This is a genomic window from Elusimicrobiota bacterium (assembly GCA_041660925.1).
In the GTDB taxonomy this organism is placed as follows: Bacteria; Elusimicrobiota; Elusimicrobia; order UBA1565; family UBA1565; genus JBAZUV01.
In genome coordinates this window covers 348990-375318 of the sequence record JBAZVI010000002.1, presented here as the reverse complement: position 1 = coordinate 375318, position 26329 = coordinate 348990, and the positions used below count along the sequence as shown (strand labels likewise).

The 26329-nt window shown below is 69.3% G+C and carries 21 protein-coding genes and 1 tRNA gene; 16 read left to right on the top strand and 6 right to left on the bottom strand.

Going from position 1 to position 26329, the window contains the following annotated elements:
• The first annotated feature begins 1 nt into the window (after position 1).
• Together WC969_04295 and WC969_04290 are read left to right on the top strand one after the other, a co-directional pair.
• Positions 2 to 970 (top strand): Gfo/Idh/MocA family oxidoreductase, encoded by a 969-nt coding sequence (locus WC969_04295; GenBank protein ID MFA6029058.1) that lies wholly within the window; start codon positions 2 to 4, stop codon positions 968 to 970.
• Positions 967 to 1833: a HEAT repeat domain-containing protein gene (locus WC969_04290; GenBank protein ID MFA6029057.1), complete on the top strand. Its 867-nt coding sequence runs from the start codon at positions 967 to 969 to the stop codon at positions 1831 to 1833. The genes WC969_04295 and WC969_04290 overlap by 4 nt, the downstream gene beginning before the upstream one ends.
• A 47-nt stretch (positions 1834 to 1880) precedes the next feature.
• Here the strand turns inward: WC969_04290 and WC969_04285 are convergent, their stop codons facing one another.
• The gene (locus tag WC969_04285; protein MFA6029056.1) at positions 1881 to 2387 is read right to left on the bottom strand and encodes a GreA/GreB family elongation factor; all 507 of its coding nucleotides are present in this window, start codon (positions 2385 to 2387) and stop codon (positions 1881 to 1883) included.
• Positions 2388 to 2406: 19 nt separating this feature from the next.
• Positions 2407 to 2478: transfer RNA gene (locus WC969_04280), tRNA-Thr, on the bottom strand.
• 117 nt (positions 2479 to 2595) lie between these two features.
• Here WC969_04280 and WC969_04275 point away from each other — a divergent pair.
• The 13 genes from WC969_04275 to WC969_04215 all read left to right on the top strand — a co-directional run bounded on the left by WC969_04275 (position 2596) and on the right by WC969_04215 (position 20411).
• Positions 2596 to 5148: an O-antigen ligase family protein gene (locus WC969_04275; GenBank protein ID MFA6029055.1), complete on the top strand. Its 2553-nt coding sequence runs from the start codon at positions 2596 to 2598 to the stop codon at positions 5146 to 5148.
• Positions 5145 to 7760, top strand: coding sequence for a tetratricopeptide repeat protein (locus WC969_04270; GenBank protein ID MFA6029054.1), 2616 nt, complete (start codon positions 5145 to 5147; stop codon positions 7758 to 7760). The genes WC969_04275 and WC969_04270 overlap by 4 nt, the downstream gene beginning before the upstream one ends.
• 80 nt (positions 7761 to 7840) lie before the next feature.
• Complete coding sequence (locus WC969_04265; GenBank protein MFA6029053.1) at positions 7841 to 9595, top strand: ATPase, T2SS/T4P/T4SS family; 1755 nt, start codon at positions 7841 to 7843, stop codon at positions 9593 to 9595.
• Between the two features lie 57 nt (positions 9596 to 9652).
• Complete coding sequence (locus WC969_04260) at positions 9653 to 10876, top strand: type II secretion system F family protein (protein MFA6029052.1); 1224 nt, start codon at positions 9653 to 9655, stop codon at positions 10874 to 10876.
• Between the two features lie 58 nt (positions 10877 to 10934).
• Positions 10935 to 11408, top strand: a complete 474-nt coding sequence (locus tag WC969_04255) for a prepilin-type N-terminal cleavage/methylation domain-containing protein (protein MFA6029051.1) — start codon at positions 10935 to 10937, stop codon at positions 11406 to 11408.
• A 17-nt stretch (positions 11409 to 11425) separates the two neighbouring features.
• The gene (locus WC969_04250) at positions 11426 to 11905 is read left to right on the top strand and encodes a prepilin-type N-terminal cleavage/methylation domain-containing protein (protein MFA6029050.1); all 480 of its coding nucleotides are present in this window, start codon (positions 11426 to 11428) and stop codon (positions 11903 to 11905) included.
• A 132-nt stretch (positions 11906 to 12037) separates the two neighbouring features.
• Positions 12038 to 13972 carry an OmpA family protein gene (locus WC969_04245; protein MFA6029049.1) on the top strand — a complete coding sequence of 645 codons (1935 nt, stop codon included), beginning with the start codon at positions 12038 to 12040 and terminating at the stop codon, positions 13970 to 13972.
• An 8-nt stretch (positions 13973 to 13980) separates the two neighbouring features.
• Positions 13981 to 15606, top strand: a complete 1626-nt coding sequence (locus WC969_04240) for a hypothetical protein (GenBank protein MFA6029048.1) — start codon at positions 13981 to 13983, stop codon at positions 15604 to 15606.
• A 4-nt stretch (positions 15607 to 15610) separates the two neighbouring features.
• Complete coding sequence (locus WC969_04235; GenBank protein ID MFA6029047.1) at positions 15611 to 16207, top strand: hypothetical protein; 597 nt, start codon at positions 15611 to 15613, stop codon at positions 16205 to 16207.
• Entirely contained in the window at positions 16204 to 17007 is an 804-nt protein-coding gene (locus WC969_04230; protein MFA6029046.1) for a hypothetical protein, read from the top strand. The genes WC969_04235 and WC969_04230 overlap by 4 nt, the downstream gene beginning before the upstream one ends.
• A gap of 31 nt (positions 17008 to 17038) precedes the next feature.
• On the top strand, positions 17039 to 18805 hold the full coding sequence (locus tag WC969_04225) for a secretin N-terminal domain-containing protein (protein MFA6029045.1): 1767 nt from the start codon (positions 17039 to 17041) through the stop codon (positions 18803 to 18805).
• 224 nt (positions 18806 to 19029) lie between these two features.
• The gene (locus WC969_04220; protein ID MFA6029044.1) at positions 19030 to 19563 is read left to right on the top strand and encodes a prepilin-type N-terminal cleavage/methylation domain-containing protein; all 534 of its coding nucleotides are present in this window, start codon (positions 19030 to 19032) and stop codon (positions 19561 to 19563) included.
• Positions 19564 to 19577: 14 nt separating this feature from the next.
• The gene (locus WC969_04215; GenBank protein MFA6029043.1) at positions 19578 to 20411 is read left to right on the top strand and encodes a ChbG/HpnK family deacetylase; all 834 of its coding nucleotides are present in this window, start codon (positions 19578 to 19580) and stop codon (positions 20409 to 20411) included.
• Here the strand turns inward: WC969_04215 and WC969_04210 are convergent.
• Genes WC969_04210 through hpnJ form a run of 4 tightly spaced genes read right to left on the bottom strand, consistent with a single transcriptional unit; the run spans position 20403 to position 25282 of the window.
• A complete protein-coding gene (locus WC969_04210) occupies positions 20403 to 21407 on the bottom strand; it encodes a lysylphosphatidylglycerol synthase transmembrane domain-containing protein (GenBank protein MFA6029042.1) in 1005 nt (334 codons plus the stop codon). The two genes, WC969_04215 and WC969_04210, sit on opposite strands and share 9 nt — an antisense overlap.
• A complete protein-coding gene (locus WC969_04205) occupies positions 21404 to 22576 on the bottom strand; it encodes a CDP-alcohol phosphatidyltransferase family protein (protein ID MFA6029041.1) in 1173 nt (390 codons plus the stop codon). The genes WC969_04210 and WC969_04205 overlap by 4 nt, the downstream gene beginning before the upstream one ends.
• On the bottom strand, positions 22576 to 23793 hold the full coding sequence (gene hpnI / locus WC969_04200; GenBank protein MFA6029040.1) for a bacteriohopanetetrol glucosamine biosynthesis glycosyltransferase HpnI: 1218 nt from the start codon (positions 23791 to 23793) through the stop codon (positions 22576 to 22578). Before hpnI ends, WC969_04205 begins: the two co-directional genes overlap by 1 nt.
• 7 nt (positions 23794 to 23800) lie before the next feature.
• Entirely contained in the window at positions 23801 to 25282 is a 1482-nt protein-coding gene (hpnJ, locus tag WC969_04195) for a hopanoid biosynthesis associated radical SAM protein HpnJ (protein ID MFA6029039.1), read from the bottom strand.
• Positions 25283 to 25374: 92 nt separating this feature from the next.
• On the opposite strand from hpnJ, the gene WC969_04190 reads away from it, so the two are divergent.
• Positions 25375 to 26292 carry a hypothetical protein gene (locus WC969_04190; protein ID MFA6029038.1) on the top strand — a complete coding sequence of 306 codons (918 nt, stop codon included), beginning with the start codon at positions 25375 to 25377 and terminating at the stop codon, positions 26290 to 26292.
• The last annotated feature ends 37 nt before the right edge of the window (positions 26293 to 26329 follow it).

The window sequence follows — 26329 nt, the reverse complement described above, 5'->3', positions numbered from 1 at the left end:
GATGGATAGGACCGGCATCTGCCTCGTCGGCTGCGGACACTACGCGGCGGCCCATGCGGGAGCGCTCTCCCGCATGGGCGTCGCACGCCTCTATTTCGCGGGGCGGGACCCCGTCCGCTCCGCGGACTTCGCCGCCCGCCACGGGGGAGAGGCGCTGCCCTCCTTCGAGGCGGCGTGCGACGACCCGCGCGTCGGGGGCCTCATCCTCTGCGTGCCGCACGACCTGCACCGCCGCTTCGCCGAGCGGGCGGTCGCTTCGGGCAAGGCCGTCCTGCTCGAGAAGCCCCTGGCCCACACCCTCGAGGACGGGGAGGCCCTCGCCCGCCTCGACGCCCGTCGGCTGCTGGTCGGCGAGAACTACGCTTTCATGCCGTTCGTCCCCGCGGCGGTGCGGCTGCTGCGGGAGGCCGTCGTCGGCCGCCCCCGCGGGGTCTGCGCCGTCCACTCCAAGCGCTACGCGCCCGCCGGCTGGCGCCTGCGCAAGGAGCGCATGGGCGGCGGGCTGCTCGCGGACGTCGGGCCGCACTACCTGCGGCTGCTCCAGATCCTGCTCGGCCCGCTGCGCCGCGTGCGCCTGCTCGAGGCGCGCCGCCCCATCGCGGCGATGGAGGGGGAGTCGGAGTTCCGGCTCGCCCTCGACTTCGGGGAGGGCGTGGAGGGGACCTTCGAGGCCTCGTGGGACCGCGACTGGGACCGCTCGGTCCCGAACGTGCTCGTCGAAGGGGACGGGGGCGCGCTGGCCTATACCTGCGACCGGGCCTACATCGAACTGCGCGGAGACACCCTGCGCCGCGTCCCCATCGACGCCTCCGATCCGATGGGGAAGGAGACGCTTCTGCGCCACTTCCTCGAAGTCGTCGGGGGTGCGGCCCCCGCCGTCGACGCCGTGAAGGCCCTGCAGGACCTGCGCGCCGTCGACGCGGCCTATCGTTCCGCCGCGAGCGGGCGCTGGGAGGCCGTCGGCCCGTGACCGGCACGCTCCTCGCCTCCCTCCTCCTCGCCTCCTCCGCGTTCTGCGCCGGGCCGGAGGACCCCGTCGTCCCGACGAGCGCCGAGGAGCGCGTGAAGATCGACGCCGTGCGCAAGCTCCGCGCGAAGGACGACCCCGCGAACGTCGAGCAGCTCGCCGCCGCTCTCGCGGGGGAGCCGTCCGCGGCGGTGCGCCGAGAGCTCCTGCGCACGCTCGCGAGCGGCCGGCACGTCGGGACGCGCGCGCTGCGGGCCGTCGCCTCGGCGATGTCCGGCGACCTCGACCATCTCGCGCGGCGCGAGGCGGCCGTCCTCTCGCTGGCCTTCCCCGGAGGCGCTCCGCTCGAGGCGGGGGACCTCTTTCTGCTCGAAGAGGCGAACCCGGAGAGCCGCGCCGCCTACTGCCTCGCGGCCGCGACCGCGAGCGCGCACGCCGCCGACCCCGAGCTCACCCGCATCCTCGCGCGCACGCTGCTCGAGGACGCGGAGCCGCCCGCCCGTCTGGCGGCCGCTCGAGCGCTCGCGCGGCGGGGCGACCGCCGCGCGCTCACGGCGGCGACGACCGCCGCGCAGAAGGACGCCGACGAATCCGTCCGCCGCGAAGCCGCGGCCGCGGTGCGCGCGCTCGCGAAGGTCCCGCGCGTCGCGCCGAAGCCCGTCCGGAAGACCGAGCCGCCGCGGCCTCGCGCCGTCAAGGGCAAGGACGAATGCCCGGCGCCCAACGGCTGGTGCGAGTGTTCGAACGGGCCCATCTTGAAGGCGCCCGCGCGCTGCATGCCGCTCGAGGACTGCGAATACGCCTACGAGAACACCTACTCCCGCCACGGCTATCAATGCCGTTGGAACAAGCGCGTCCTGGACTAGGGACGACCGACGGATGAAGGAGAGAAGGAGGCCCGAAAGGGCCTCCTTTATTCGTAACTGATCGAGAGGACTTCGAGTTCGAGGTCGCCGGCGGGGCGCTTCCAGAGGACGCGTTCGCCGGGCTTCGCGCCGAGGAAGGCCTGCGCCAGCGGCGAGGTCCAGCTGAGCGCGGGGGAAGGGGAGCGCTCCCCGTCCGCGTCGGCCGCCTCGTCCTCTCCGACGATGCGCACGCGGCTCTCGCCTTCGGCGCCGCGGTAGACGACCGTCGCGCCGAAGAAGACGCGGTCGGCGGGACGTCCTCCCGGGCTCACGAGGATGGCGCTGTCGAGGCGTCCCTGATAATGGACGAGGTCGCGTTCGACGCGCCGCAGACGCTGTCCGGCCGCGGGGTCGGCCGCGTCGGGCTTGAGCGCCTCGCGTTCGCGCGCGAGCGCCGCGACGCGCTCGCGCAGTACCTCGAGACCGTGCGACGTCACGTAGTTGGGCTGCCCGCTCTGCGGGCGGGGCGGCTCCTCGTCGGGGGCGGCGTCCTCGCGGATGAAGGCCCTGCTCATGGGATGGGGGAAAAGTGTCAGCCGGGGATGGGATTCGAACCCACAACCTATCGCTTACGAAGCGATTGCTCTGCCGTTGAGCTACCCCGGCGTCGGGTCGACACTATATCAAATTCTCGGCGTTTGCGGCTCGCGCGCGGCCGCGAGCGCCGAGCCCGGTCGGGGGAGAGTTGCGGGCGTACGCCTATTCATATATGATGGTCCCCGCATGAGCGCGCAGCCCGCGAAGAACATCCCCAAGAAGGGACTCCGCGAGACCTCGGCCCCCGCGGCCAGCTTCGCCCAGAAGGCGCTGGTCTGGTGGCTGCCCATCCTCTATCTGCTCATCTCCGATTCCTTCTACCTGCGCACCTACGACTCGGCCCAGGTCAAGATCACCCTCGTCCAGATGGGCGGCGTCTGCCTCCTCGCGCTCTGGCTCTGCCGCATCTTCGAGGAGGGCCGCAACGCCTTCACGAAGAGCGACCTCGTGACGCTGGCGCCCTTCCTCGCCTATTTCGGCTACGGCATCTTCTCCTACATCCACGCGCCCTACAAATTCTCCTCGCTCGACTTCTTCCTGCGCCGCATCTTCTACATGACGGTGCCGCTCATCGTCATCCGCGAGTTCAGCGAGAGCGCCGTCGAACGCACGACGAAGATCCTGGTCTGGACGCTCGCCATCTGCGCGGGCTACGGCTTCCTGCAGTGGTTCGACATCAGCTTCTTCCCGCCCGGCCCCGGGCGCGGCCCCGACCCGTTCATCTGGCGCGGCGCCTTCGGCGACCGCGTCTTCTCCACCTTCGGGAACCCCAACTTCTTCGCCGACTACCTCGTCATCATGTTCCCCATCCTCGTGGCGCAGTTCATGAAGACGCGCTCCTGGCTGCTGCCCCCGCTCATCTTCCTCGACGTCTTCTGCCTCTGGGGCACGCAGACCAAGGGCGCCTGGATCGGCTTCGCGATCTCGATGATGCTGCTGGTCTCCACGCACGCATGGTTCTTCGCCCGCGAGTGGCTGGACCTGCATTGGCGCAAGGTCGCGCTGGGCTTCGTCCTCATGGGCTCGCTGGTCTTCGGGGCGGTCTTCAACAAGCTCGCGCACTCCGGCTTCACCTCGGTGAACTTCCGCCTCTTCACCTGGGAGGCGACCTGGGAGATGGTGCGGACCCAGCCGTTCATCGGCACGGGCATCGGCTCCTTCTGGGTCATCTATCCCGCCTTCCGCCGCCCGCCGATCTTCCACATCGAGGGCAAGCACAACACGGAGACCGACCACTCGGAGAACGAGCATCTCGAGGTCCTCTTCGACGAGGGCATCCTGGGCTCGGGCATCTTCATCTGGCTCTTCTTCAGCACCTTCATCGTCGCCTACCGCTCGCTCGGGCAGCTGACGGGCTCTTTGAAGAAGGGGCAGCGCGCCCCGCCTCACGCCTACGACCTGCTCGGCTACCTCATCGCGTTCCAGGGGATGCTCGCCCACAACCTCTTCGACGTGAGCATGCGCTTCGTCTCCTCCGGCGTCTACCTCGGCCTCCTCTCCGGGCTCATCGTCAACCTCTCGCGGGGCGCGGCCCTCGTCGACCTCCACCCCGTCCCCGAAGCCGACGCGGAGGACGCGGGCCCCACGGCGCTCGAGACCTTCTCCCAGTTCCTGATCTGGCCGCTGCGCCTGGCCGCGTGGGGGGCCGTCGCCTGGGCCGGTTGGACGCTGTGCTCCGAGTTCACGGAGCTCCAGGGGCCCCTCTTCCGCCTGACCCTCGGCGGCGAGGTCCTTCAGTGGTGGATCGCCTGGATCTGCTTCCTCTTCTGCGTGCTCGCGCAGGCCTTCATCTTCGCACGCACCGCCTGGCTCGCCCGCAACGCTCTGGTGCCGCTCGTCATCGGCCTGATGATCTTCCCGCTCAACCTCACCTGGGGGCACTTCAAGGCCGACGTCAACCACAACATCGCCATCTTCTTCTCGAAGCGCCAGGAGTGGGACATGGCGCTCAAGCACTATCTGACCGTGGCGAAGCTCAACCCCGCCTTCGTCATGGCCAACTACTTCAAGGGCAACGTCTTCAACGACCGCTTCAACATGACGAAGCTCTACAACGAGAACTGGGGCGACGCGAACAAAGTCCCTCGCGACGACTTCGAGCGGGCCCTCGACGCCTACGCGCAGGTCCACGCCCAGGCGCCGAACTACGTCCAGTCGCACCACCAGCTCGGCGTGCTCTACATGAAGAAGGCCGACTGGGAGCGCGCGCGCGGGAACGCCGCTCAGGCCGAGAAGGACCTCGACACGGCGCTCTCCTGGTTCAAGAAGTACTACAACATCGACCCCGTCTTCCCGCCGAACTATTACCGGATGGGCCATGTCTACATGATGCGGCGGCAGTACGACAAGGCCGTCGAGGTCTACAAGGAGCTCATCGAGGCGCCCAATTGCGCGCTCTCGCCGTCGCTGGCCTCCAAGGCCTGGGTGCGGCGCTCCATCTTCGCCTACCTCCAGGTCAAGGACTACGAGAACACGGGGACCTGGTCGCACCGCCATGAGACCCCCGACGCGTATCTCCAGCTCGGCAACGCCTACTTCCTCGCCGGCAAGCTCCCCGAGAGCGAGAAGGCCTACCGCGGCGGCCTGCGCCTCGACCCGGCCAACGAGGCCCTGCAGAAGAACATGCAGCTCCTCTACAACCGCGCCAAGGCCGAGGGCCTGCTGCGGACGGCCCCGCCCGCCTTCCAGGCGGCGCCCGCGCTCGAGGTCGCGCCCTCCGCGGTGCCGCTGAAGCGGTGAACGCGCGCCGCCTCGTCCTTCCCGTCGTCGTTCTCGCGCATTTCGTCTGCCCGCTCTTCTTCTTCACGGACCTCACGCGCAACCCGTACGTCACGCAGATCGCGCTCCTCGACGGGGCCCTCTGCCTCGCGGCGGCCTTCCTCGCCCTCGGCTGGTTGAGCGGCGACGAGCTCTCCCTTCCGCGCACCCCCGTCGACCTTCCGCTCGCCGCCTGGGCCGGGGTCTGCGCCCTGAGCTGGGGCCTCGCCTACTTCGGTCACGCGTCGTTCTACCGCGGGGCGATGCTCGCGGAGCCGGGCCGCCAGATCGTGATGCAGTTCGGCCTCGTCTATCCGCTGCTGACCTTCTACCTCGCCGCCGAGTGCGCGGGGACCATGGAGCCCGACGCCCCGCCGATCATCGGCTGGGCGGCCTTCTGCATCCTCTGGGGCGCGCTCTGGCTGCTCTTCCCGCAGCTGCGCGGGGCGGCGTCCCAGGGCCCCACGCTCTGGGAGCATATGTGGGACCCCTACGGCGCGCTCCTCTGGGCGGCCGGCATCTCCGCGGTGCTCTTCCTCGCGCGTGCGGGCACCGTGCACGCGGTCTGGCACGCGGCGCTGGCGGCCGGCTTCCTGGGCGCCGTCTACGCCGTCCTGCAGTACTTCAACTTCGAGATCCTCTGGCCGAAGACCCTCAACCCCTACGGCGGACGCTCCGTCTCGACTTTCGGGAACCCGAACTTCATGTCGTCGTACATGGTCATCCTCCTGCCGCTCTCCGTCGTCTACTATCTGCGCGCGCGTGCGCGCGGAGCGCGGATTGCCTACGGCATCCTCTTCCTCTTCTTCGAGGCGGCGCTGCTCTGCAGCCTCACCCGCTCGTCGTGGGTCGGCGCGGCCGCCGCGCTGGCCGTCCTCGCGCTCTCCCCGGAGGTCCGGCGCCTCGTCCGCAGGGACCCCGAGGTCACCGGCCTCGTCCTGAGCGCGGGGGTTCTCATCGCCCTCTTCTGGCCGCAGAGCAACATCGGCGGCTACGTTTCGAGCGCCTTCGGACGCCTCTCCGAGGTCGGACTCGCCTTCAAGCACACGGAGCCTGGGGGCATCCCGTACAGCCCGTGGTTCCAGCGCCTTCTCATCTGGGCCTGCGCCTGGCAGATGGGCGCGGAGAACCCCCTGCTCGGCAAGGGCTGGGGCCTCTTCGAGCTCTACTATCCGTTCTACCAGGGCGGGCTGCTCGAGCAGGTGGCCCTCCTGCGCGGCATGCGCACGCACGCGAACAACGCGCACAACGAGGTCCTCGAGGTCTGGGCGCAGTGCGGCCTCGCCGGCGTCGGGGTGCTGCTCTGGACCTGGGTCGCGTTCTTCCGATCGACGCTGCCGCGCGCGCTGCGCGTCGAGATCGCCGAGCCCGCGGCGAAGGGCCGCCCCGCGCGCGAGGGGGGGACGGGGATCTGGATCCTCGGCGCCGCGGCGGGCGTCGCCGGCATGCTCGTCGACAACCTCATGAACGTCTCGCTGCACTTCGCGGTGCCGGGCTTCCTGTTCTGGTGGATGGCGGGCAGCACGGCGGGACTCCTCGCGCGGGAGGAGGGCTGGCGCCGCGCTCCCGCGCTCCCCGCCGCGGCGCGCAAGGCGCTCGCCCTCGGAGCGGTCCTGCTCTGCGCCTGGGGCGCGTGGGCGGGCGTCGCGATGTGGATGCGCGAGACGAACTACTTCATGGGCTTCAAGCTCGCGCGCGGGCAGCGGATGGCGCAGGCGGTGGAGACCCTGGAGCGCGCCTACCGCTGGCAGCCGCGCGAGGTCAACACCAACTACGAGCTCGGCAACGCCTACGCGCGCAGCGACCAGCCGGAGAAGGCCTTGTGGGCGTACGACCAGTCGCTGAAGGCCAACGCCGGCTACGACGAGATCTATTTCAACATCGCGACCCTCTCGGGGAACCGGCTCGGGCGGCGCGACGACGCGCGGCGCAACTACCTGATGTCCTGGGCCATCAACCCGATGTCCCAGGACCTCTACGCGAGCTTCTCGGCCTTCCTCCTGCGCGAGCCCGTCGCCGAACGCGAGCTCGCGATCCGCGTGCTCGAGGGGGCGATCCGCTTCTTCCCGGACAACCCGCACTTCCGCAACAACCTCGGCTACCTGTACAGCCTGGGACGCGAGTACGGCAAGGCCGAGGAGGTCTACGCGGGGCTCCTGGCCCGCGAGCCCGGCTTCTCGACGGCGGAGAGCAACCTCCGCAGCTCGCTGGGGCAGTCCGGCCGCCGACCGCCGGAGATCCTCCGCCGCCTCGACGACCTGCGCCGCCTCGACGCCCTCGTGCGCGCCCGCGACCTCGGCCCCGCCACCCGGGAGCTGGCCCGCCGCTGCGCCGACGCCTTCCCGCTCGACGTGCGCGCGCGCTTCTACGCCGGGAACCTCGAGCTCTTCCACGGGGACGCGGCCGCGGCCGAGGGGCACTTCCGCGCGGTCCTCGCGCGCGAGCCGCGCAGCGTCCCCGCCGTCGTCAACCTCGGCCAGGCGCTCAAGAAGCTCGGCCGCAGCGACGAAGCCGCGGAGCGCTTCCGCGAAGCCCTGCGCCTGGAGCCCGGCAACCCGACGGCCGCCGGCGAGCTCCGCGCCCTGGGCCGCTAGTCCCCGCGTCTTGACAGGCCCGCGCGCACGATATATACATTACCGGGAATCCCCGCGGGATTCCCGGTAACGGAGGGCGCATGCAGCCTCAGAAGATCCGACTCGGCCAGATCCTGCTCCAGGGCGGGGTGCTCAACCAGGAGCAGCTCGACAAGGCCATCAAGCATTCCGAGCAGCAGAACTGCCGCCTCGGCGAGTCGGTGGTGAAGCTCCAGATGGCCACCGAGGACCAGATCGCGATGGCGGTCTCGAAGCTCCTCGGCGTCCCCTTCGCTTCCCGCGAGAACAAGATCCTCTCTCCCGAGAAGGACCAGGGCCTGCAGCAGGTCGTCGAAGAGCGCTACGCGCGCGAGAACATCCTCGTCCCGCTCTTCCTCGACGAGAACACCCTCGCCGTCGCGATGGCCGAGCCGGAGAACGTCCTCGTCGTCGAGAACCTGAAGCTGATGACGAACAAGGAGATCCAGCCCTTCATCGCCACGAAGAGCCAGATCATGAAGGTCATCGACGACTTCTACGGCTCCACCGGCACCGGCCTCATCGACCGGGTCATGTCGAAGGGCGACGACTCCCCCGACGCGACCGGCGGAGAGGAAGCCGACGTCACCTCCGACGCGCGTCTCGACCTCGACAAGATGGTCTCCCAGGCGAAGGGAGCGCAGATCGTCTCGCTCGTCAACGCCATCCTCAAGCAGGCCATCAGCGAACGCTGCTCGGACATCCACATCGAGCGCTTCGACGAGCGCGTCATGCTGCGCTTCCGCATCCACGGCGTGCTTTACGAGCGCACCCCTCCCGCCATCGACGGCTTCTCCGCGGTCGTCAGCCGCATCAAGATCCTCTCGAAGCTCGACATCGCCGAGCGGCGGCTGCCGCAGGACGGCGCTTTCTCGCTCAAGGTCCAGAACCGCGTCATCGACATCCGCGTCTCGATCTGCCCGACCGTCTTCGGGGAGAAGGTCGTCATGCGTATCCTGGACAAGGGCGCCGTCGAGCTCAACATCGACAAGATCGGCTTCGAGCCCCGCCAGAAGGAGGACTTTCTGCGGGCGGCGAACTCGCCGCACGGGCTGATCTTCCTCACCGGCCCCACGGGCTCGGGTAAGACGACGACCCTCTACACCGTCCTCAACACGATCAAGACCCCCGAGATGAACTTCATGACCATCGAGGACCCGGTCGAATTCAAGCTCGAGGGCATCAACCAGGTCCAGGTCCGCTCCGGCATCGGGCTGACCTTCGCCGCCGCGCTGCGCTCCTTCCTGCGCCAGGACCCCGACGTCATCCTCGTCGGCGAGGTCCGCGACCAGGAGACGGCGCAGACCTGTCTGCGCGCGGCGCTCACCGGCCACCTCGTGCTCTCGACGCTGCACACCAACAGCGCCATCGAGGCCGTCGTGCGCCTCACCGACATGGGCATCGAGCCGTTCATGCTCTCCTCCTCGCTGCGCATGGTCGCCGCCCAGCGCCTGGTGCGCACGCTCTGCCCGGCCTGCAAGCAGGCCTACTCCCCGCCGAAGGAGGAGCTCGAGCGCTGCCTCAACGAGAGCCTCCTGCCGCCGCCGCCGGACCCCTCGAAGCTCATCTTCTACCAGGCGCGCGGCTGCGAGAAGTGCGCGAAGACCGGCTACGCCGGGCGCGTCGCCATCTACGAGGTCTACTTCGTCACGCCCAAGCTCCGCGACGGGATCTACCACAAGGCCGGGGACATGGACCTGCTCAAGAAGATCGCCGCCGAGGACGGGATGTGGAGCCTGCGCGCGAGCGGCTGGCGCAAGGTCCTCAACGGCGTCACCTCCGCTGAAGAGGTGCTCTCCATCACCGTCGGCGAGTGAGGGGGGGGCGCGCGCATTGACAGCCCCCCGGACGACTGGTAGACTACCGTCCGAGCGATGAGCAAGTTCCTCTACACCGTCCAGGACAGCAAGGGCGACACCTCCTCGGGCTCGGTCGAAGCCTCCGACGAGAACGAAGCCATCAACGCCCTCCAGGGCCGCGGCTTCTTCATCCTGTCCATCCAGGCCGAGCGCGAGAGCCCGAGCCCGCTCAAGCGCCTGCGGGGGGGGACCGGCTCCGTCGGCGGACGCGACCTGGCGTTCTTCGGCGAGCAGCTCGCCACGCTGCTCAACGGCGGCGTCCCCCTCGTCCGGGGACTGACGCTGCTCTCCGAGCACTCCGAGAACCCCGCGCTCAAGGCCGCCGTCCAGGCGGTCTCCAAGGAGGTCGCGAGCGGCTCCTCCCTGCACAAGGCCCTCGAGCGGCACCCGAAGGTCTTCGACACGCTCTGGATCTCGCTCGTGCAGGCCGGCGAGCTCAGCGGCCAGATGCCCAAGGCCCTCAAGCAGGTCTCCAGCTACATCCAGTCGCAGGAGGAGCTCAAGGCCAAGGTCCTCACCGCCCTCGCGTACCCGGCCGTGCTCTTCACGATCTCGATGGGCGTGCTGATCTTCTTCATCGTGAAGATCGTCCCGACCTTCGCCGACATCTTCAAGAGCTTCGACCTCAAGCTGCCGGCGATCACGCAGGTCATCATCGCGGTCTCGAACCTCCTCGTCTACAACCTCCCCGCGCTCATCGGGGTCACCGTCGTCGCCGTCTTCCTGCTCAAGGCCTACCTCGCCACCGAGAACGGCCAGCTCGCCAAGGCGCAGTTCCTCTTCGGGCTCCCGTTCTTCGGCGCCTTCATCAAGAACATCCAGGTCGAGCGTCTGCTCACCACCCTCTCGACCCTCATCGAGTCGGGCGTCAGCATCCTCAACGCGATCGCCGTCCTCGAGGGCGTCTTCGCCTCCAACCGGATCTTCGCGACGGCGCTCAAGGGCGTGAAGAACGACGTCGCGACGGGGAAGTCGATCTCGGCGGCGTTCAAGAAGTCCGGGGTCTTCCCGCCGCTCGTCACGGAGATGATGTGGATGGGCGAGGAGTCGGGCAAGCTCCCGGACATCCTCGGCACCCTTTCGACGTTCTATCGCGAGCAGATCGAGCAGTTCACCCGCCGCTTCACCGCGATCATCGACCCCATCATGGTCGTCTTCATCGGCGGGATCGTCGGCGTCATCGTCATGTCGATCTTCATGCCGATCTTCCAGCTCTCGCAGATCGGCGGCAAAGGCTGAACGGATCGTCGGCGCCGCACGCGGACGCGGCGAAAAAAGACGCAAAGGAGAACGCAGAATGAACAGGTCGCAGTCCCAGAGGGGCTTCACCCTCATCGAGCTGCTCGTCGTCGTGCTCATCATCGGCATCCTCGCGGCCATCGCCATCCCGCAGTACTTCAAGGTCGTCGAGCGGGCGCGCGTCGCCGAAGCCGAGGCCTTCATCTCGCAGGTGAAGCAGGCGCAGGAGCGCTACCTCGCGCGCAACGGCAACTACGCGCAGGTCAACGCCGACCTCGGGAACCTGGACGTCACCTTCCCCGGATCCTCGCCGGCCTTCGGCATGCGCTACTTCAGCGTGGCCATGGGCGCCGGCGCCGCGGCGGGCTGCCAGGCCGGCGACCCCCGCTACAACATCACCATGACGCGCGTGGCCGCCAACGCCGGCATCGCGCCCAGGTATTCGAACCCGTACACGGTCGTCTATGAGCGCTGCGGCGGAGCCCTGACGTATCCGGGCTGCGCGAACTGCTCGGTCGACTTCGCGCAATAAGCGCCGAGGACTCTCCGATGACCAAGGACATCCGGAAGAAGTCGAGCGGCTTCACGCTCATCGAGCTGCTCGTCGTCGTGCTCATCATCGGCATCCTCGCGGCCATCGCCATCCCGCAGTACTTCAAGGTCGTCGAGCGGGCGCGCGTCGCGGAGGCCCAGGCCTTCATGTCGCAGGTCAAGCAGGCCCAGGAGCGCTACCTCGCGCGCAACGGCAACTACGCGCAGGTCAACGCCGACCTCGCGAACCTCGACGTGTCGTTCCCGGGGACCTCGCCGGCCTACGGCATGCGCTACTTCAGCGTGGCCATGGGCGCCGGCGCCGCGGCGGGCTGCCAGGCCGGCGACCCCCGCTACAACATCACCCTGACGCGCGTGGCGGCCAACGCCGGCATCGCGCCCAGGTATTCGAACCCGTACACGGTCGTCTACGAGCGCTGCGGCGGGGCCATGACCTACCCCGGCTGCGCGAACTGCACGATCGACTTCGCGCAGTAGGCGGGACGCGTTCTCCGAGGAGGGCGGCCCAGGACCCGGGCGCACCGGGCCTGGGCCGTCGCTCGTCCTGTAACAATTCCTTAACAAGCCGGAAATGATTCACTAACGCTAAAAAGTCACATTAATAGCGAGATGATTCCCGTTCCCCCGTTCCTGAGGACGGCGCTGCGCGTCATGGGCCAGGCCCTGCTGCTGGTCGGCCTCTTCGCGCTGCTGCATCCGCTCGCCGGAGCTCAGCCGCTCGACGAGAGCGGCGGGGGGAACGCGAACTACAGCCGGTCGATGCAGCTCGCCATCGGACTCTACGAGAGCGGGCACGACATGGAGGCCATGGACCGCTTCATGGAGATCCTCGTCAAGGGCGACCCGGCCGAACGGCCCGTGGCCAACGAGTATCTGAACCTCATCACCCAGCGCATGTCCATGGGGTCGGAAGCGAAGCTCTCCCGTCCGGCGGCCCCGCAGGGCGCCGGCACGGTCATCGAGAGCGCCGCGGGACGCCCCTCGGTGCGCCGCTCCGAGCCCGCGGTCGAGGACGCGCCCCGGCGCTCCGCGGCCCCGAGCGAGCCCGAGGAGGACCGCGCGCCGCGGACCGCTCCCCGTGAGGCCGGGCTCGGCTCCGGCGACCGGGCGGTCATGAAGCGCGAGATCGAAGGGAAGATCCAGAACCAGGCGCGCACGGCGCTGGAGAAGCTGCGGCGCTACGAGGACATCCGCATCCAGATGGCGACGAGCCGCGCGCCGAGGGCGATCGCCATCCCGCCCGACCTGCTCTTCGAGACCGGGATCCAGTTCAAGAAGGACGCCGGGAAGATCCTCGACATCCTCGGCGAGCTGGTCTTCTCGCTCGGAGCCACTCAGGTCATCATCCTCCCCGAAGGCGCGACCCAGGGCAACGCGAAGATCCTGGACATGCGCCGCACCATGGGCATCAGCTCCCATTTCTTCCGGACCGGCGTCGCCCCTCCCCGCGTACGCGTGAACCTCCTGAGCAGTCAGATCGAACTCCCGCGCGAGTTCCAGGAGTACAAGGGGATCCTCCTCGTCTTCCTATACAATCAGCCCCTCCAGCTCACCACCGACAGCGCGCTCGACGAACAGGGCGGACCGCCGGTGTCGCTGGGCTCCTGGCCCGCGGCCTTCGACCCGCGCTCCGGAGACGGGGCGATCGTCGAGTTCTCGGTCGTCGAGCCTCCCGCGGGCCTCATGTCCTGGCGCTTCCAGATCCTCGGCCCCGGGGAGAAGAAAGGCGACGACCTCGTGCCGCTCCAGGAGGTCAAGGGCGGCGCCCCCGTCTTCCACCAGATCTACTGGAACGGACGGAAGAACTACTTCGGCAACCCCTACCCGCCCGGGCAGTACGAGGCCGTCCTCAGCGCGACGGACCTCAAGAACCACTCGCGCAAACGGCATCTCTGGATCACGCTCCAGGGCCAGGAACCGGTCCCCGCGGCGCCCGTCTCCTCGAGCACGCTCGTCGCCAAGGCCCCTCCTGCCGAGCTCCCCGTCATGGGGCAGGAGACCGAAGAAGAGGAAGAAGCCGCGCGTCCGATCCCGGGGCGGCTCCAGGGCAGGACGATCGGCGCCCGCAAGCCGGCGAAGACCGCCAAGGCCGGGAAGCCCGCGAAGGCGGCGAAGGGGAAGAAGGCCGCCGCGCGCCGGGAGCCCTCCAAGACCGCCGCGGAGCCCGGCGCGCAGCCGACGGCCGCCGCGGCGCCGGCGGCGGCGAAGCCCGCCGCCCAGGAGCCCGCGCCGTCGCGAGCCGGAGTGGTCAACTTCCAGGTCCTCTTCCAGAAGGGGACCGCCACCATGCAGCAGGACAGCGATTCCGTGCTCGGGCGCATCGCCGACACCATGGAACTCTATCCGCTTGATAAGATCAATCTCGTAGGGTATGCTTACAGCGGCGAGCCGGACGGCGCCGCGCTCGCGAAAGCCCGGGCGGATTTCGTGAAGAAACGGCTCGTCGAGCAGTATAAGATGAAGCCGGAGAACATCCAGCTCCAGAACCAGGTCGTCGGGGTCGAATCCTATAAGGTGGAGATCTACATCGTGAGGGGAGGATAGGCGGGGCCATGGAGCTCAACGAGATCGTCGAACAGCTCTCGTTCGGGAAGTCGGTCCCGAAGATGGACTCGTGCCTCGGGCTCTTCCTGAGCCCGGAGGTCCTCTATCTCACCGAGGTCTCCTGCTCCGGGAAGCCCCAGGTCCTCCACCTTCTGCGCATCCCCGTCCCCGCGGGGCCGGCGGCCAAGGAGACCCGCACGGGCGGTTCGCTGAACACCGATTTCCTCGCCGACGCCGACCGCGTCGCCGGACTGCTCAAGAAGGCGATGGACGAGACGAAGTGGGGTTCGAAGCACGTCATCGTCACCCTCTCGCACCACTTCGGCATCCTGCGCTACTTCACCCTCCCCGCGATCGACCGCCGCTTCTGGAAGACCGCGATCCCGGCGGAGGCCAAGAAGTACATCCCCATCCCCTTCACCACGCTCGCGCACGACTTCCAGTCCGTGCCGCTGGCCCCGGGTCCCGACAAGCGCGCGCGCCTCGGAAGCCTCTTCGGCGTCGCTCCGCGCAAGAACATGGACGCCATCCTCTCCATCGTCGGGAAGCTCGGCCTCACCCTCGTCGGCGTCGAGCTCGCCCCCATCTCGGTCGAGCGCCTGTGGGACGTCCTCGAGGGCGGGGGGACCCCCTACGCTCAGGCCCACTTCGACGGCGGAGAGATCCGCGTCCTCGTCTCGGACGGGAAGCTCCCGATCCTCTACCGCGAGGCCTTCCTCGCGCGCGACGCGACGGTCGACGAGATCCGCAAGGTGGACCTCGGCGGCTGCGTAGACTTCACGAAGAAGCAGCTCGGCGCCGCGAGTCCCGCGAGGGTGCGCCTCAGCGGGCAGATCGCCGACATGCCCGCCTGGAAGGCCGCCTTCGAGCAGGAGCTGGGGATGCCGATGTCCATGCAGGACACCCCGAAGCTCCTCGGCCTGAAATCCGGGCAGTGGGGCGGCTACGCCGCCATCGGCGGCGCCTTGCGCCACCTCGTGAACACCCCGCTCGTCCTCGACCTCAGCGGCGTCGGCCGCGTCAGCGACGAAGACCGGCGGGCCGCGATGGCCATCTTCAAGCTCACGGCCATCGTGGCCGGGATCTTCCTCTTCTTCGGCGCCTATCGCTACTCCATCGTGAGCATGAAGTCGAGCCAGCTCGCGAAGCTGCGCCGGCAGGTCGCGGTGCTCGAGGAGTTCAAGGGCCGGACCAAGGAGCAGATCGAGGCCGAGATCGAGGGCATGCGCACCAAGGTCAACTCCTTCGGCTCGGTCACGGCCCGCCAGGTCCCCCTGACGCGGGTGCTCCAGGCCGTCGCGGAGTCGGTGCCCGACGCCGTCTGGATCGCGAACATCACCTACGCGAACGCGATCACCATGGGGGAGAAGCGCTCTCCGCGCACCTTCAACCTCAGCGGCAACGCGATGGCGGCCTCGCCGGCCGCGGAGCAGGACCTCGCCTTCCGCTTCGCCGACACTCTGCGCAAGAACCCGGTCTTCGTCGAGGCCTTCCCCTCCATCGACCCCGCCGTCGACAAGGGCGGGGCCTCGCTCGAGGACGACGCCGCGGCCCTGGACCCCGCGTCCAGCGAGGCCGCACAGGAGAAGCGCACGCATTTCACGATCCAATGCTCCAACGAGAGGGGGCGCTGAGGACATGAGCGCGTCGATCGGTCCCGACGACCTGCGCCGCTGGGCCACGTATCTCGAGGCCGAGTTCAAGCTCGTGCGCGACGGGCTGCGCGACAAGGGGGCGAAGTACTTCGCCCGTCCGCTCGGCGGCTGCGCGCTCATCCTCTTCGTCAGCTACCAGTACGTCTTCATGCTCCCCAAGAACCAGCTCGTGGCCGTCGAGCGGGACCTCGACGCGGCCCGCGCCACGGCCCGCTACGCGGGGGACTACGAGGACCTGCGCAGCCGCCTCAACGGCCTCTACGCGCGCCTGCCCCGCACCAGCGACCCCGAGACCTGGCTCCTCTCCGAAGTGCGCGAGTCGCTGCGCCTGGAGGGCATCGTCCCGAACTCCTTCTCCTCTCCCTCCGCCGAGATCGGCGCGGGCTACAAGATCGTCTCCCTGACGGTGAGTCTGAGCGCGGGCTACCGCCAGCTCGCGTCCTGGGTCGCCCGCCTCGAACGCGGCCGCTCGCTCATGCACGTGCGCGACTTCACGCTCATCAAGCGCGGACGCCCGATCGGGATGAACAACGTGACCGTCACCATCGTCACGATCGTTCCGCTGGGGGGGACCCTGTGAGCCAGCGCTCCGTCGTCGGCTGGCTGATCCTCGTCGCGGCGCTCGCCGTGCCGGCGGTCCTCTTCTGGAACTGGTGGGGGAAGATGAAGGCCCAGAGCCCGCAGGAGTCCGCGCGCAAGGCCGCCGCGAGCGCCTTCGGCGGGCTCAGCAGCCAGGGCGTCCCCGCGACGCCGCTCGCCGCGGGCGCCACGGCGCAGGCCGAGGCCGTCCCCGCGGCCTCCACGGGGGTCATCCCCGCGGCGCAGGCGGCGCAGAACCCGCCGCCCTCGTCGCCCGCTCCCCAGGCGTCCGCGGTCCCGCCGACCGCTCCGGCCGCGCCTGGAGCCGCCGCTCTCCCTCCCGCGGGCCCGGCCGCACCGCCGGCGGCGCCGGTCGCGGGACAGAACCCGGTCCCGGTCGCGCCGGGCGCGGCCGCGCCCGCCGCCGGCCAGGCCGCCGCACGCTCCGACGTCATCGAGTACAACCCTTCCACGAACCGTGATCCGACCCTCTCTCCGGTCGACATCAAGCGCATGGCCCAGGAGGCGCTCCAGAAGGAACTCTCCATGCGCCAGATCATGGAGGAGGCGCGGCGCCCGAAGGACGAGCCGAAGAAGGTCGTCCACAACGAGCCGCCCATCGAGACCCGCATCCAGCTCTACGGCATCATCGCGACCCCCAACGGCATCAGCGCCCTCGTCAACGACTCCATCGTCTCCGAGGGCGACCGGATCCTGGGCGCGACCGTCAAAAAGATCACGACGGGCACCGTCGTTTTCGAATACCGCAAGAGGACGTTCATCAAACGAGTGTCGAAGTAAGGCTTTCCGCGCGGCTGCAGGGAGGAGTGCCATGAAGACAACGGTCAGCAGGGTGGCGGTGAAGAAGGGGACGGCGGCGCTGATGACGGCGCTGCTGACGGCGCAGTCGGCCGCCCCGGCCTGGGCGCAGCGGCGAAAAGCCGAGCCCGAGGCCAACCCGTCCTTCCAGGAAGACGTCCAGAAGCCCGCGCGGCCGGTCGCCGGGGGCCCCATCGAGGGCGGCGAGGAAGCCGCCGCCGAAAGGCCCGCCGAGGCGAACGCGGAGAGCGCCGCTCCCGCGGCGAGCGAGCCCGCGGCCTCTCCCTATTCCCGGCCCGCCCAGGACGTGCAGATCGGGGCGGCCCCGAAGCGCAAGTCCGCGCCGGCCGAGCCGACCGACCCGCTGGAGACCCGGATCGTCGTCCGGGTCAAGAGCGCCCCGCTCGCGACCTTCCTCGACACCATCTCCGCGCAGGCCAAGGTGAACTTCATCATCACCGAAGGTCTCGAGGACAAGCGCATCACGGCGTTCCTGCAGAACGTCACGGTGCGCGAGGCGCTGCAGATCCTGCTCGAGATCAAAGGCCTCACCTACCAGCGCATCGGCCGCAGCAACACCTACGTGGTCTCCCCGCGCGCCAAGGGCGTGCCCAACCGCATCACCCGCATCTACACCCTCAGCCACATCCCGCTCATGGCCACCGACGGTGGGACCAAGGACTTCAGCGCGGGCTCCATGGGGGCAGGCGGGATGGCCGGCATGCTCGGCCAGGTGGCCAGCGCCGTCGGCGCGGCAGGCGGCCCGGGGAAAGAGAGCGAGGCGGCGGTGGCCACGATCTTCACCGTGCTCTCCAGCGTCCTCACGAAGGACTACGGCAAGGTCGCCATCGACGCGCGCACGAACTCGCTGATCATCACCGACATCCCCGAGGTCTTCCCGCAGGTCGAGCAGATCCTCGCCGAGCTCGACAAGAAGGCCCCGCAGGTCATGATCGAGGCCCAGATCGTCGAGATCGACTCGGACCGCTCGCAGCAGCTCGGCATCGAATGGGGAGGGACCAACGGCGAGCTGGCGACCTTCACCGGGCCGCTGCGCGACACGACCTTCCCGCTGAACCTTCCGAAGAACCTCACGCACACGCACTTCTTCGACCCCGTGACCAACGTCGTCAGCGGCGCGGCGGGGGCCTCCGGCGCGGGGGGCTCGAGCGGCTCGAGCGCGACGGACACCAGCGCGCTCCTCTTCGGGAGCAACCTCCAGACGGGCATCCTCGACCTGACCCAGCTGAAGGTCGTTCTGCGCGCCCTCGTGACGCGCGCCGAGGCCCGCTTCCTGGGCAAGCCGAAGATCCTCACGCTCAACAACAAGACCGCGATCATCCAGATCGCGCAGAACCAGGCCGTCTCCGTCCAGACCGTGACCACCGGCAGCAACGCGGGCGTCGGCTCCAGCGGCACCCAAGCGGAGCGCATCGGCACGGGCCTCAAGCTCAACGTCACGCCCCAGGTCAACAAGGAAGGCTACATCACCATGCTCGTCGAGCCCTCCTTCACCAACGTGGCCGAGTCGAAGGTCTCCTCGGCGTCGAACCGCATCTTCGACCCGCTGACCCGCGGAGCCTCGACGCTGGTGCGCGTGAAGAACGGCCAGACCCTCGTGCTCGGCGGGCTGCTCGAGTCCCGGGAGACCAAGTCCGTGCGCAAGGTCCCCTTCCTGGGCTACATCCCGCTCATCGGCTGGCTCTTCACGAGCGTGAGCAACCAGCGCAGCAACACGGACCTCGTCATCTTCGTGACGCCGACCATCGTCAACGATTGACAATACCCTACCCTACTGTCCTCCCCTACGGGGAGGGCAGGGTGGGGGAGGACTCCCTTCCCATACCCGGCAAATCGAGAGCCGGAGGGGAAATATCCGTTTTCAACGACGTGAAGGGCCCCCTCCGTACCTCCTCCCGGCGGGGGAGGCGGCAGTGAGGACTTCCAGATTCCTCCTATTCCCGCAGGTTTGACATCGCCCGATATGGCTGATAGGATATCCGCATGAACATGAAGACCTTCGCGCCCGCCCGACGCGGGTTCACCCTCATCGAGATGATGGTGGTCGTCCTCATCATCGGCATCCTCTCGGCCATCGGCATCCCCCAGTACCACAAGACCGTCGAGACCTCGAAGGCCGAGAACGCCGCGGGGATCGTGAAGATGATGGGCACGACCAACCGCATGTTCATGCTCGACCACAACAACATCGCCGCCGCCGGGACCTTCTCCGCGACGGCCGTCAACTCCTGCAATCCGAGCGGAGCCTGCGACGGGAGCAGCTCCTCCTGCCAGCTGGTCTACTGCCGCTACCTCGCCTACGACGACTGGGCCCGCACCGGCTACGATATCCGCGTCGGCAACGTCCAGTGCTGCACGCCCGACAGCGGCCTCACCGGCGCCGTCGTGGCCTGTGCGCGGCGCTGCTCCGGCTCCAACCCCTGCTCCACCAGCACGACGTACACGAACTGGGGCTACATGACCGATGTCAACGGCACGCTCGTGACCTGCGGCGGCGCCCCGCGGCCCGGCACCTGACCGCAGGACTCCGGTTGTCTCCCCGCCTGATCCTCTCCGCCGACGACTTCGGCGCGGCCCCGGACGTGAACGAAGGCATCCTCCGCGCCGCGCGCGAGGGCCTGCTGCGCCACGCGAGCCTCATGGTCACGGGAGATCGCGCCGAGGAGGCGGTCCGGCGCGCCCGCGCCGAGGCGCCCGCGCTCTCCCTCGGCCTCCACGCCGTGCTCTGCGCCGGACGCCCGGCGCTCGAGGCCTCCGTCCGCGGAGGCCTGGCTCCCGGGGGGCGCTTTCCCGACGACCCCGTCCTCTGCGGCCTGCGCTATTTCCTGCGCCCGAGCCTGAGCCCTCTGCTCGAGGCCGAGCTGCGCGCGCAGTTCGAGCGCTTCCTCGCCTGGGGGCTCCCTCCGTCCCACGTGGACAGCCACGCCAACGTCCACGCGCACCCCGTCCTCTTCCCTCTGCTCGCCCGTCTCGCGCGCGAGTACGGCTTCCGCCGCATCCGTCTGCCCGGAGGGGAGCTGTCCGCCGCGCTCGCCTACGGCGAAGGCGGGGCCGCCCTCGCTGACGCGGCCGTCTTCGGGACCCTGCGCGCGGCCCTCAAGGGCAAAGCTCCCGGGCTCGAGCTGCCCGACGGGACCTGGGGCGTTCTGCGCTCCGGGCGCATGGACGAGGGCTATTTCCTGCACCTGCTCCGGCGCCTGCCGGAAGGGACGACCGAGGTCTACTTCCACCCGAGCGCCGACCCGGCCCTGCGGCCCGATGGAAGGCGCCCCACCCCGCTCCATCATTCCTGCGCGGACATGGAGGCCCTGCTGAGCCCGCGCGCGCGGGCCTTCATCGAAGCGGCGGGGATCGTCCTAGTTTGAGGAGGCGACGGGGACGGCCGGAGAAGCGGCCTCCCGCTTGAGAGTGGCGTCGGGGTTGCGGCGCAGCTCGTAGGTGTAGAGGGCCATGCCGAGGGCGGCCCAGATGAGCTCGCGGATGTGCCGGATGATGCCCAGGGCGAGGCCCGTCTGCGCGCCGAGCCCGAGGACGTGGAGGATGCCGGTCTTCCCCGCCTCCTGCGTGCCCACCTTGGCCGGGACCATGAAGAAGAGCATGTCGGTGACGTTCGAGAGCACCTCGATGAGCACCGCCATGCGCAGACCGAAGTCGACGCCCAGGCAGCGGCAGATCCACCAGACCTCGAACGCGGTCCACACGTAGCCGAGCCCGAAGAATCCGACGGACGCCCACCAGCGGAGCGGGTGCTCGAGATAGAAGTCCCGGACCTGTCCGGGGACCGCCTTGAGCCAGTGACGGCCGTCGTCCGCGCGGGGGCCCTCGGGACGCCGTGCCAGCGCGTAGAAGCCTCCCGCCGCGGCCGCCAGCAGGACGGTGAAGGCGAACGCTCCCCAGCGCACGAGCCCGTCGTAGCGGGCGAGCGCCGGGGCGCTCCCGGGAAGGAGCAGTCCCGTGCCGACGACCCCGACGAGGACCTGGGCGAGCGACTGCGTGCACTTCGCCGTGACGACGCTCCCCAGGCGGACCTCGGAGGGAACGGCGTTGTCGATGAGGAGGGCACGGGTGTACTCCCCGGCGATCGTCGCGCTGGGGGTGAGGTAGTTCACCCCGTCCCCTTGGATGCGGTGGCGATAGAGCTCGGAGAAGCGGAAGAGCGGCGCGTGGCGCTCCGGGATGGCATAGCGCCAGCCGAGCGCGTTGAAGCCGTGGGGAACGCATTCCTGCAGGAGGATGACGGCGAAGCCGAGCCAGCCGACGCGTCCGATGAGATGGAGGACTTCCCCGGCGTCGAGCTTCCAGAGCAGCAGGCCGAGGGTCGCGAGTCCGATCGCGAAGATGACGGCGCGGAAGACCTTCATGAGGCTGCGGGCGCGCGGCGGCGCTCGAGCGACCGTGCTCCCAGGAGCGCGAGCCAGAAGAGGTGCGAGCCGATCGCGGCCGTCCACACGAACCATTCGAGCCGGCGCAGGACCGTGAGCAGGAGGATGATGTAGATGAAATCGCGGCTCGCGACCCTCTCGACGATGAGCCCGAGTTCTCCGCGCTCCGACTTGGGGCGGGAGAGCACCAGGCGCCAGACCCAGAAGGCGCTGAGGAGGAAGCCGCTCAGCAGGAGGGCGCCCGAGAAGCGGAAGTCCGTCTCGGGATGAATGCGCGCGACGTGCAGGGGCAGCGCGACGAAGATGGCCGCGTGCACGATGTTGTCGGCCCAGACGTCGTAGAGCCCTCCGGCGCGCGAGCACATGAGCTTCAGGCGGGCGATCTCTCCGTCGCAGCCGTCGAGGATGCAGCAGGACCAGAGGAGGACCGCCCCGAAGACCTGCAGCGGGTAGGAGAGCGAGACGAGCAGGGCGGCTCCGAGGAGGCCGAGAAGGAGGCTGAAGGTCGTCACCGCGTTCGGCGTCACGGGGAGGGGGAGGAGGCGGCGCGAAAGGGCCATGGAGAAGGTGCGGTCGAAGCGGGCGATGTAGCCGTCGGTCGACTGGGGGAGCGCCGCGAAGAGGCGGTCCTCGAGAGCGCGCGCGGAGGCGGCGTCCCGGGCGAGGGGCCAGCCGCCGTCGACCTCGACGCGGAGGGCTCCCTCCGCGCTCAGCAGCCGGGCAGGATCCCAGGACGCGGCGTCCGGGAGCGCCTCTCGCAGGCGGCCGGCGTCGGGGTGGTAGGCCGCCAGCGTCTGTCCGTGCGCGACGAGCAGAGAGGGGGAGGCCGAGCGCTCGGCGGCGTCGACGAAGGCCTTGAGAGCGGCCGCGTCCGGCGCGCAGCCGCCGGCCAGGGCGAGGACGGCTCCGCGCGGGGAGAGAAGCTCCTTGAGCGCCCGCGGGTCTCCCGCGGGCGCCGAGGCCCAGGGGAGCTCGCAGAGGCGGGAACCCCAGCGGGCGGTGAAGGCTTCGGGGTCGGAGAGGACGACGACTTTCGCCGCGCGCAGCGCCTCGCCGGAGGCCCGGGCGGCGCGGACGGAGGAGGGGAGGCCCGCGACGAGCGGAAAGCCCTCGGACGCGTCGAGCACGACCTGGAGCTGTCCCCGCATCAGAGGGCGGCCGCCAGGCCCTCGGCAGGGCCGCCCAGCGGCTCGAGACGGCCGTTGGCGCGCAGCGCGTAGGTCTCTCCGCGCCAGTGGACCCGGTGGGAACGGAAGCCGCCCAGCCAGGCGGCGAACTGGATGCAGTCGCTCACGGGCAGGAGCGGGAGCTGGCGCAGGATCTCCCGGTTCCCGAGCCAGGCCATGTGCAGGCGGGCGACCAGAGCGGCGCGCGCCAGGGCCGAGAGCAGCAGGAGCTGGACCTTCCACGGGGAAGGGCCGAAGAGGAGGATGTCGAGGAGGAGGAGGGGGAAGCCGTAGAGGATCCCGCTGCCGAGGTAGCCGCTCGGATGACAGATGCGGATGGTGCGCGCCCAGCGCACGAGATGGTGGATGTGCTCCGGGATGCTCCACTCGTCGGGGACGGAAGCGACGACGACGTCCGCGACGGCGATGCGCCAGCCCTGCGCCTGGAGGAGATGCCCGAGGAGGAAGTCGTCGGCGAGGTGGTGGCTGAGCGCGGAGAAGCCCCCGATGCGGTCGAAGGCGGCGCGGCGCACGAGCATCACCGCGCCCATCGCGAAGCGCATCCCGCCGGCGGCCGCGGCCAGCGCCTGGGGGAGGAAATGCGCGTTGATGGAGAGGGACTCGAGGATCGCTCCCGCGCCGGAGGCCCGCTGAGACTGGTAGAAGCAGGTGACGAGGGCGACGCGGTGGTCCTCGAGGGGGCGGACGACGCGGCGCAGGAAGTCGGGCTCGACCCGGACGTCGGAGTCCGAGATCATGAGCAGGTCGTGGCGGATGAAGGGCGTCGAATTGGAGAGGTTGTTGATCTTGGGGTTGTACCCGATCCGTCCGCGGGAGACGACGATGTCGACCTCGACTTGCGGGTGCGCGGCCTTGAGGCGCTCGAGCAGCGGCCGGGCCGGGTCGTCGGCGTCCTGGAGGCAGAAGACGACCTGATAGCGCGGGTAATCCTGCTCGAGGAAGCCGGAGAGGTTCTCCTCCATCTCGCGGTCGAGGCCTTTGATGGGCTTGAGGATCGTGACGGGGGGCGTCGGCTCGGGGCCCTTCGCGTGCGGGCGGCGGCGCAGCAGACGCGGGGCCGCGGCGAGGGCGTAGAGCGAGAAGCCGACGGTGAAGACCGCGCTGGCGCAGGCGAGCGCGCCGAAGGACGGCCGGAGCAGGGGGAGCGAGGAGAGCGCCGCGGGCAGGAGTCCTTGCACGGAGAGCTCAGCTCGGGAGCTTCTCCCGGCAGGAAGGGCACTCTTTCCCTGCGCGCTGGACGTCCGGTCGGCCCCACAGGAAGCGGAGGAACTCGCGGCCTTCGCGCAGGCGGCGCCGGCGCTCCTGCGGGTCCTTGGCCATGGCCACGAGCATGCGGGCGATGGGGCTGGGGCGGAAGTAGAAGCGGCTGTACATGCGGTTGAGCCCGCGGCTGATCTCGTCGGAGGGGAGGCCGGGGTAGCTCAGCAGGCTGGTCTGCGTCCCGTCGTCGCCCACGAGCGAGCCCTTCTCCGTGTCCTGGACCAGCCAGCCGTTGTGGATCGCCTGGCTGTAGAGCTCGGTGCCCGGATAGGGCGCGGCGAGGGAGACCTGGATGGTGTCCACGTCGAGGTCGCAGGCGTAGCGGATGGTCTCGTCGATGGTCGTCTTCGTCTCGCCGGGGAGGCCGAGGATGAAGGTCCCGTGGATGGTCACGCCCAGCTTGCGGCAGTCCTTCGTGAAGCGGCGCGCGACGTCGAGCCGGACGCCCTTCTTCACGTTGTTGAGGATCTCCTGGTTGCCGGACTCGTAGCCGACGAGGAAGAGGCGCAGGCCGTTGTCCTTGAAGATCCGGATGTGGTCGTGCGGCACGTTCGCGCGGGAGTTGCAGGACCAGGAGATGCCCAGCTTCCCCAGCCCCTTGGCGATCTCCACGGCGCGGGGAAGGTCGGCGGTGAAGGTGTCGTCGTCGAAGAAGAACTCCTTCGCCTGGGGGAAGAGCTCCTTCGCGCGGGCCATCTGGCGCAGGACGCGCTCGGGGCTCTGCACGCGGTAGGTGCGGCCCCCGACGGTCTGCGGCCAGAGGCAGAAGGTGCAGCGCGCCGGGCAGCCGCGGCCGGTGTAGAGCGAGACGTAGGGATGCTTGAGGTAGCCGATGTAGTAGTTCTCGACGGTCAGGTCGCGCTTGTAGACGTCCACGACGTCGGGCAGGGCGTCCATGTCGGCGATGAGGGCCCGGTCCTTGTTGTGCCGGACCCCCCCGTTCTCGCGGTAGGAGATCCCGTCCACCTCGGCGTAGGGCCGCCCCTGGGCGATCTCGAGGAGCGTATAGTCGAACTCCTCGCGCGCGACGAAGTCGACGGCGGGCGCGGCGGCGAGGGTCTCGGCGGGGAGGACGGCGGCATGGGCGCCGACGAGGCCCACGCGCATGCGCGGATTGGCCTCCTTCAGGCGCGCGGCGACGCGGGCGTCATTGGCGAGGGAGGGGGTGGAGGTGTGCAGGATGCAGAGGTCGAAGCCCTTGGCCATCTGCACGACGTCCTCGACCGCGAGCCCGTCGGCGGGGGCGTCGATGAGCTTGCTGTTCGGGATGAGGGCGGCCGGCTGCGCCAGCCAGGTCGGATACCAGAAGGAGCGGATCTCGCGGCGGGCCTGATAGCGCGCGCCGGCGCCTCCGTCGAAGCCCTCGAAGGAGGGCGGGTTGAGGAACAGCGTTCTCAGGGTATCCATGGACCTATTCTACCAAACGCGCGTCCCGTACGATATATATATGCGCCCACGGGTTGACAGAACGGGATGCGCCTGCTCCAATATGGCGTCCCATGCTCCCGCCGACCCTTCTCCTCCTGCTCCTCTGCGCCCTCCCGGCCCGGGCCCTCGACACGGCCGGCTTCTCCACGGCGATGTCCCCGCATTTCGAGCTCTACCACCAGTCGCCCTTCGCGCCGGCGGGGCTCACGCTGGAGCTCGAGCGCATCCACAACCGCCTGCGCATGGACCTGTCGATGTTCGCCCCCTGGATGGCCAAGGAGCGCGTGAAGATCCTCGTCTATTCCGGCCGCAAGGCCTACGCGTCCGGGGAGCTGCGCCCCCCATCGTGGTCCAACGGGATCGCGCTCTACGATCAGCGCGTCGTCGCGACCTACGAGCAGCCCCCTAAAGGGAAGCTCTTCGAGGTCCTCGGCCACGAGCTCTCGCACCTCTTCTTCGAGAGCTACTGGGGGGAGACGCGCCGCAAGCCGCCCGTCTGGCTCAACGAGGGGCTGGCGATGCTCGAGGAGACGGATCCCAAGGACGCGCAGGACTCCGACTGGTACCGCGCGATGGGGATCTTCGCCGACGGAGGGGCCCTCAAGCTGGAGAGCTTCTTCCGCGTCAACCCCTCCGAAGACCTCAAGACCTCGGAGGCCGTCTCCCGCTGGTACGCGCAGGCCTACTCGGTGGTCTACTTCCTGTACCGCCGTCACTCCCGCCAGCAGTTCTTCAACTTCTGCGGCCAGCTGCGCAACGGGAAGGACCTGCGCGAGTCGCTCTGGCTCGTCTACCGCTATCCCTCCGTCGACAAGCTCCAGACGGCCTGGATGGACTGGCTCCGCCTGCCCGGCACGCGCCCGCAGGGCTCGCTGCGGGCGCCTTCGGCCTCCGTCGTGCAGCCCGCATCGACGAGGGGGGCCGCCCTGAAGGCGACGGGCTTCCGGGGCTTCGGCTTCCGCAGCCTCCTCCCCGACGAAAAGAAATAACACGAGAAGCGCGGAGCGCTTCTCGTGCTGAGCTCGC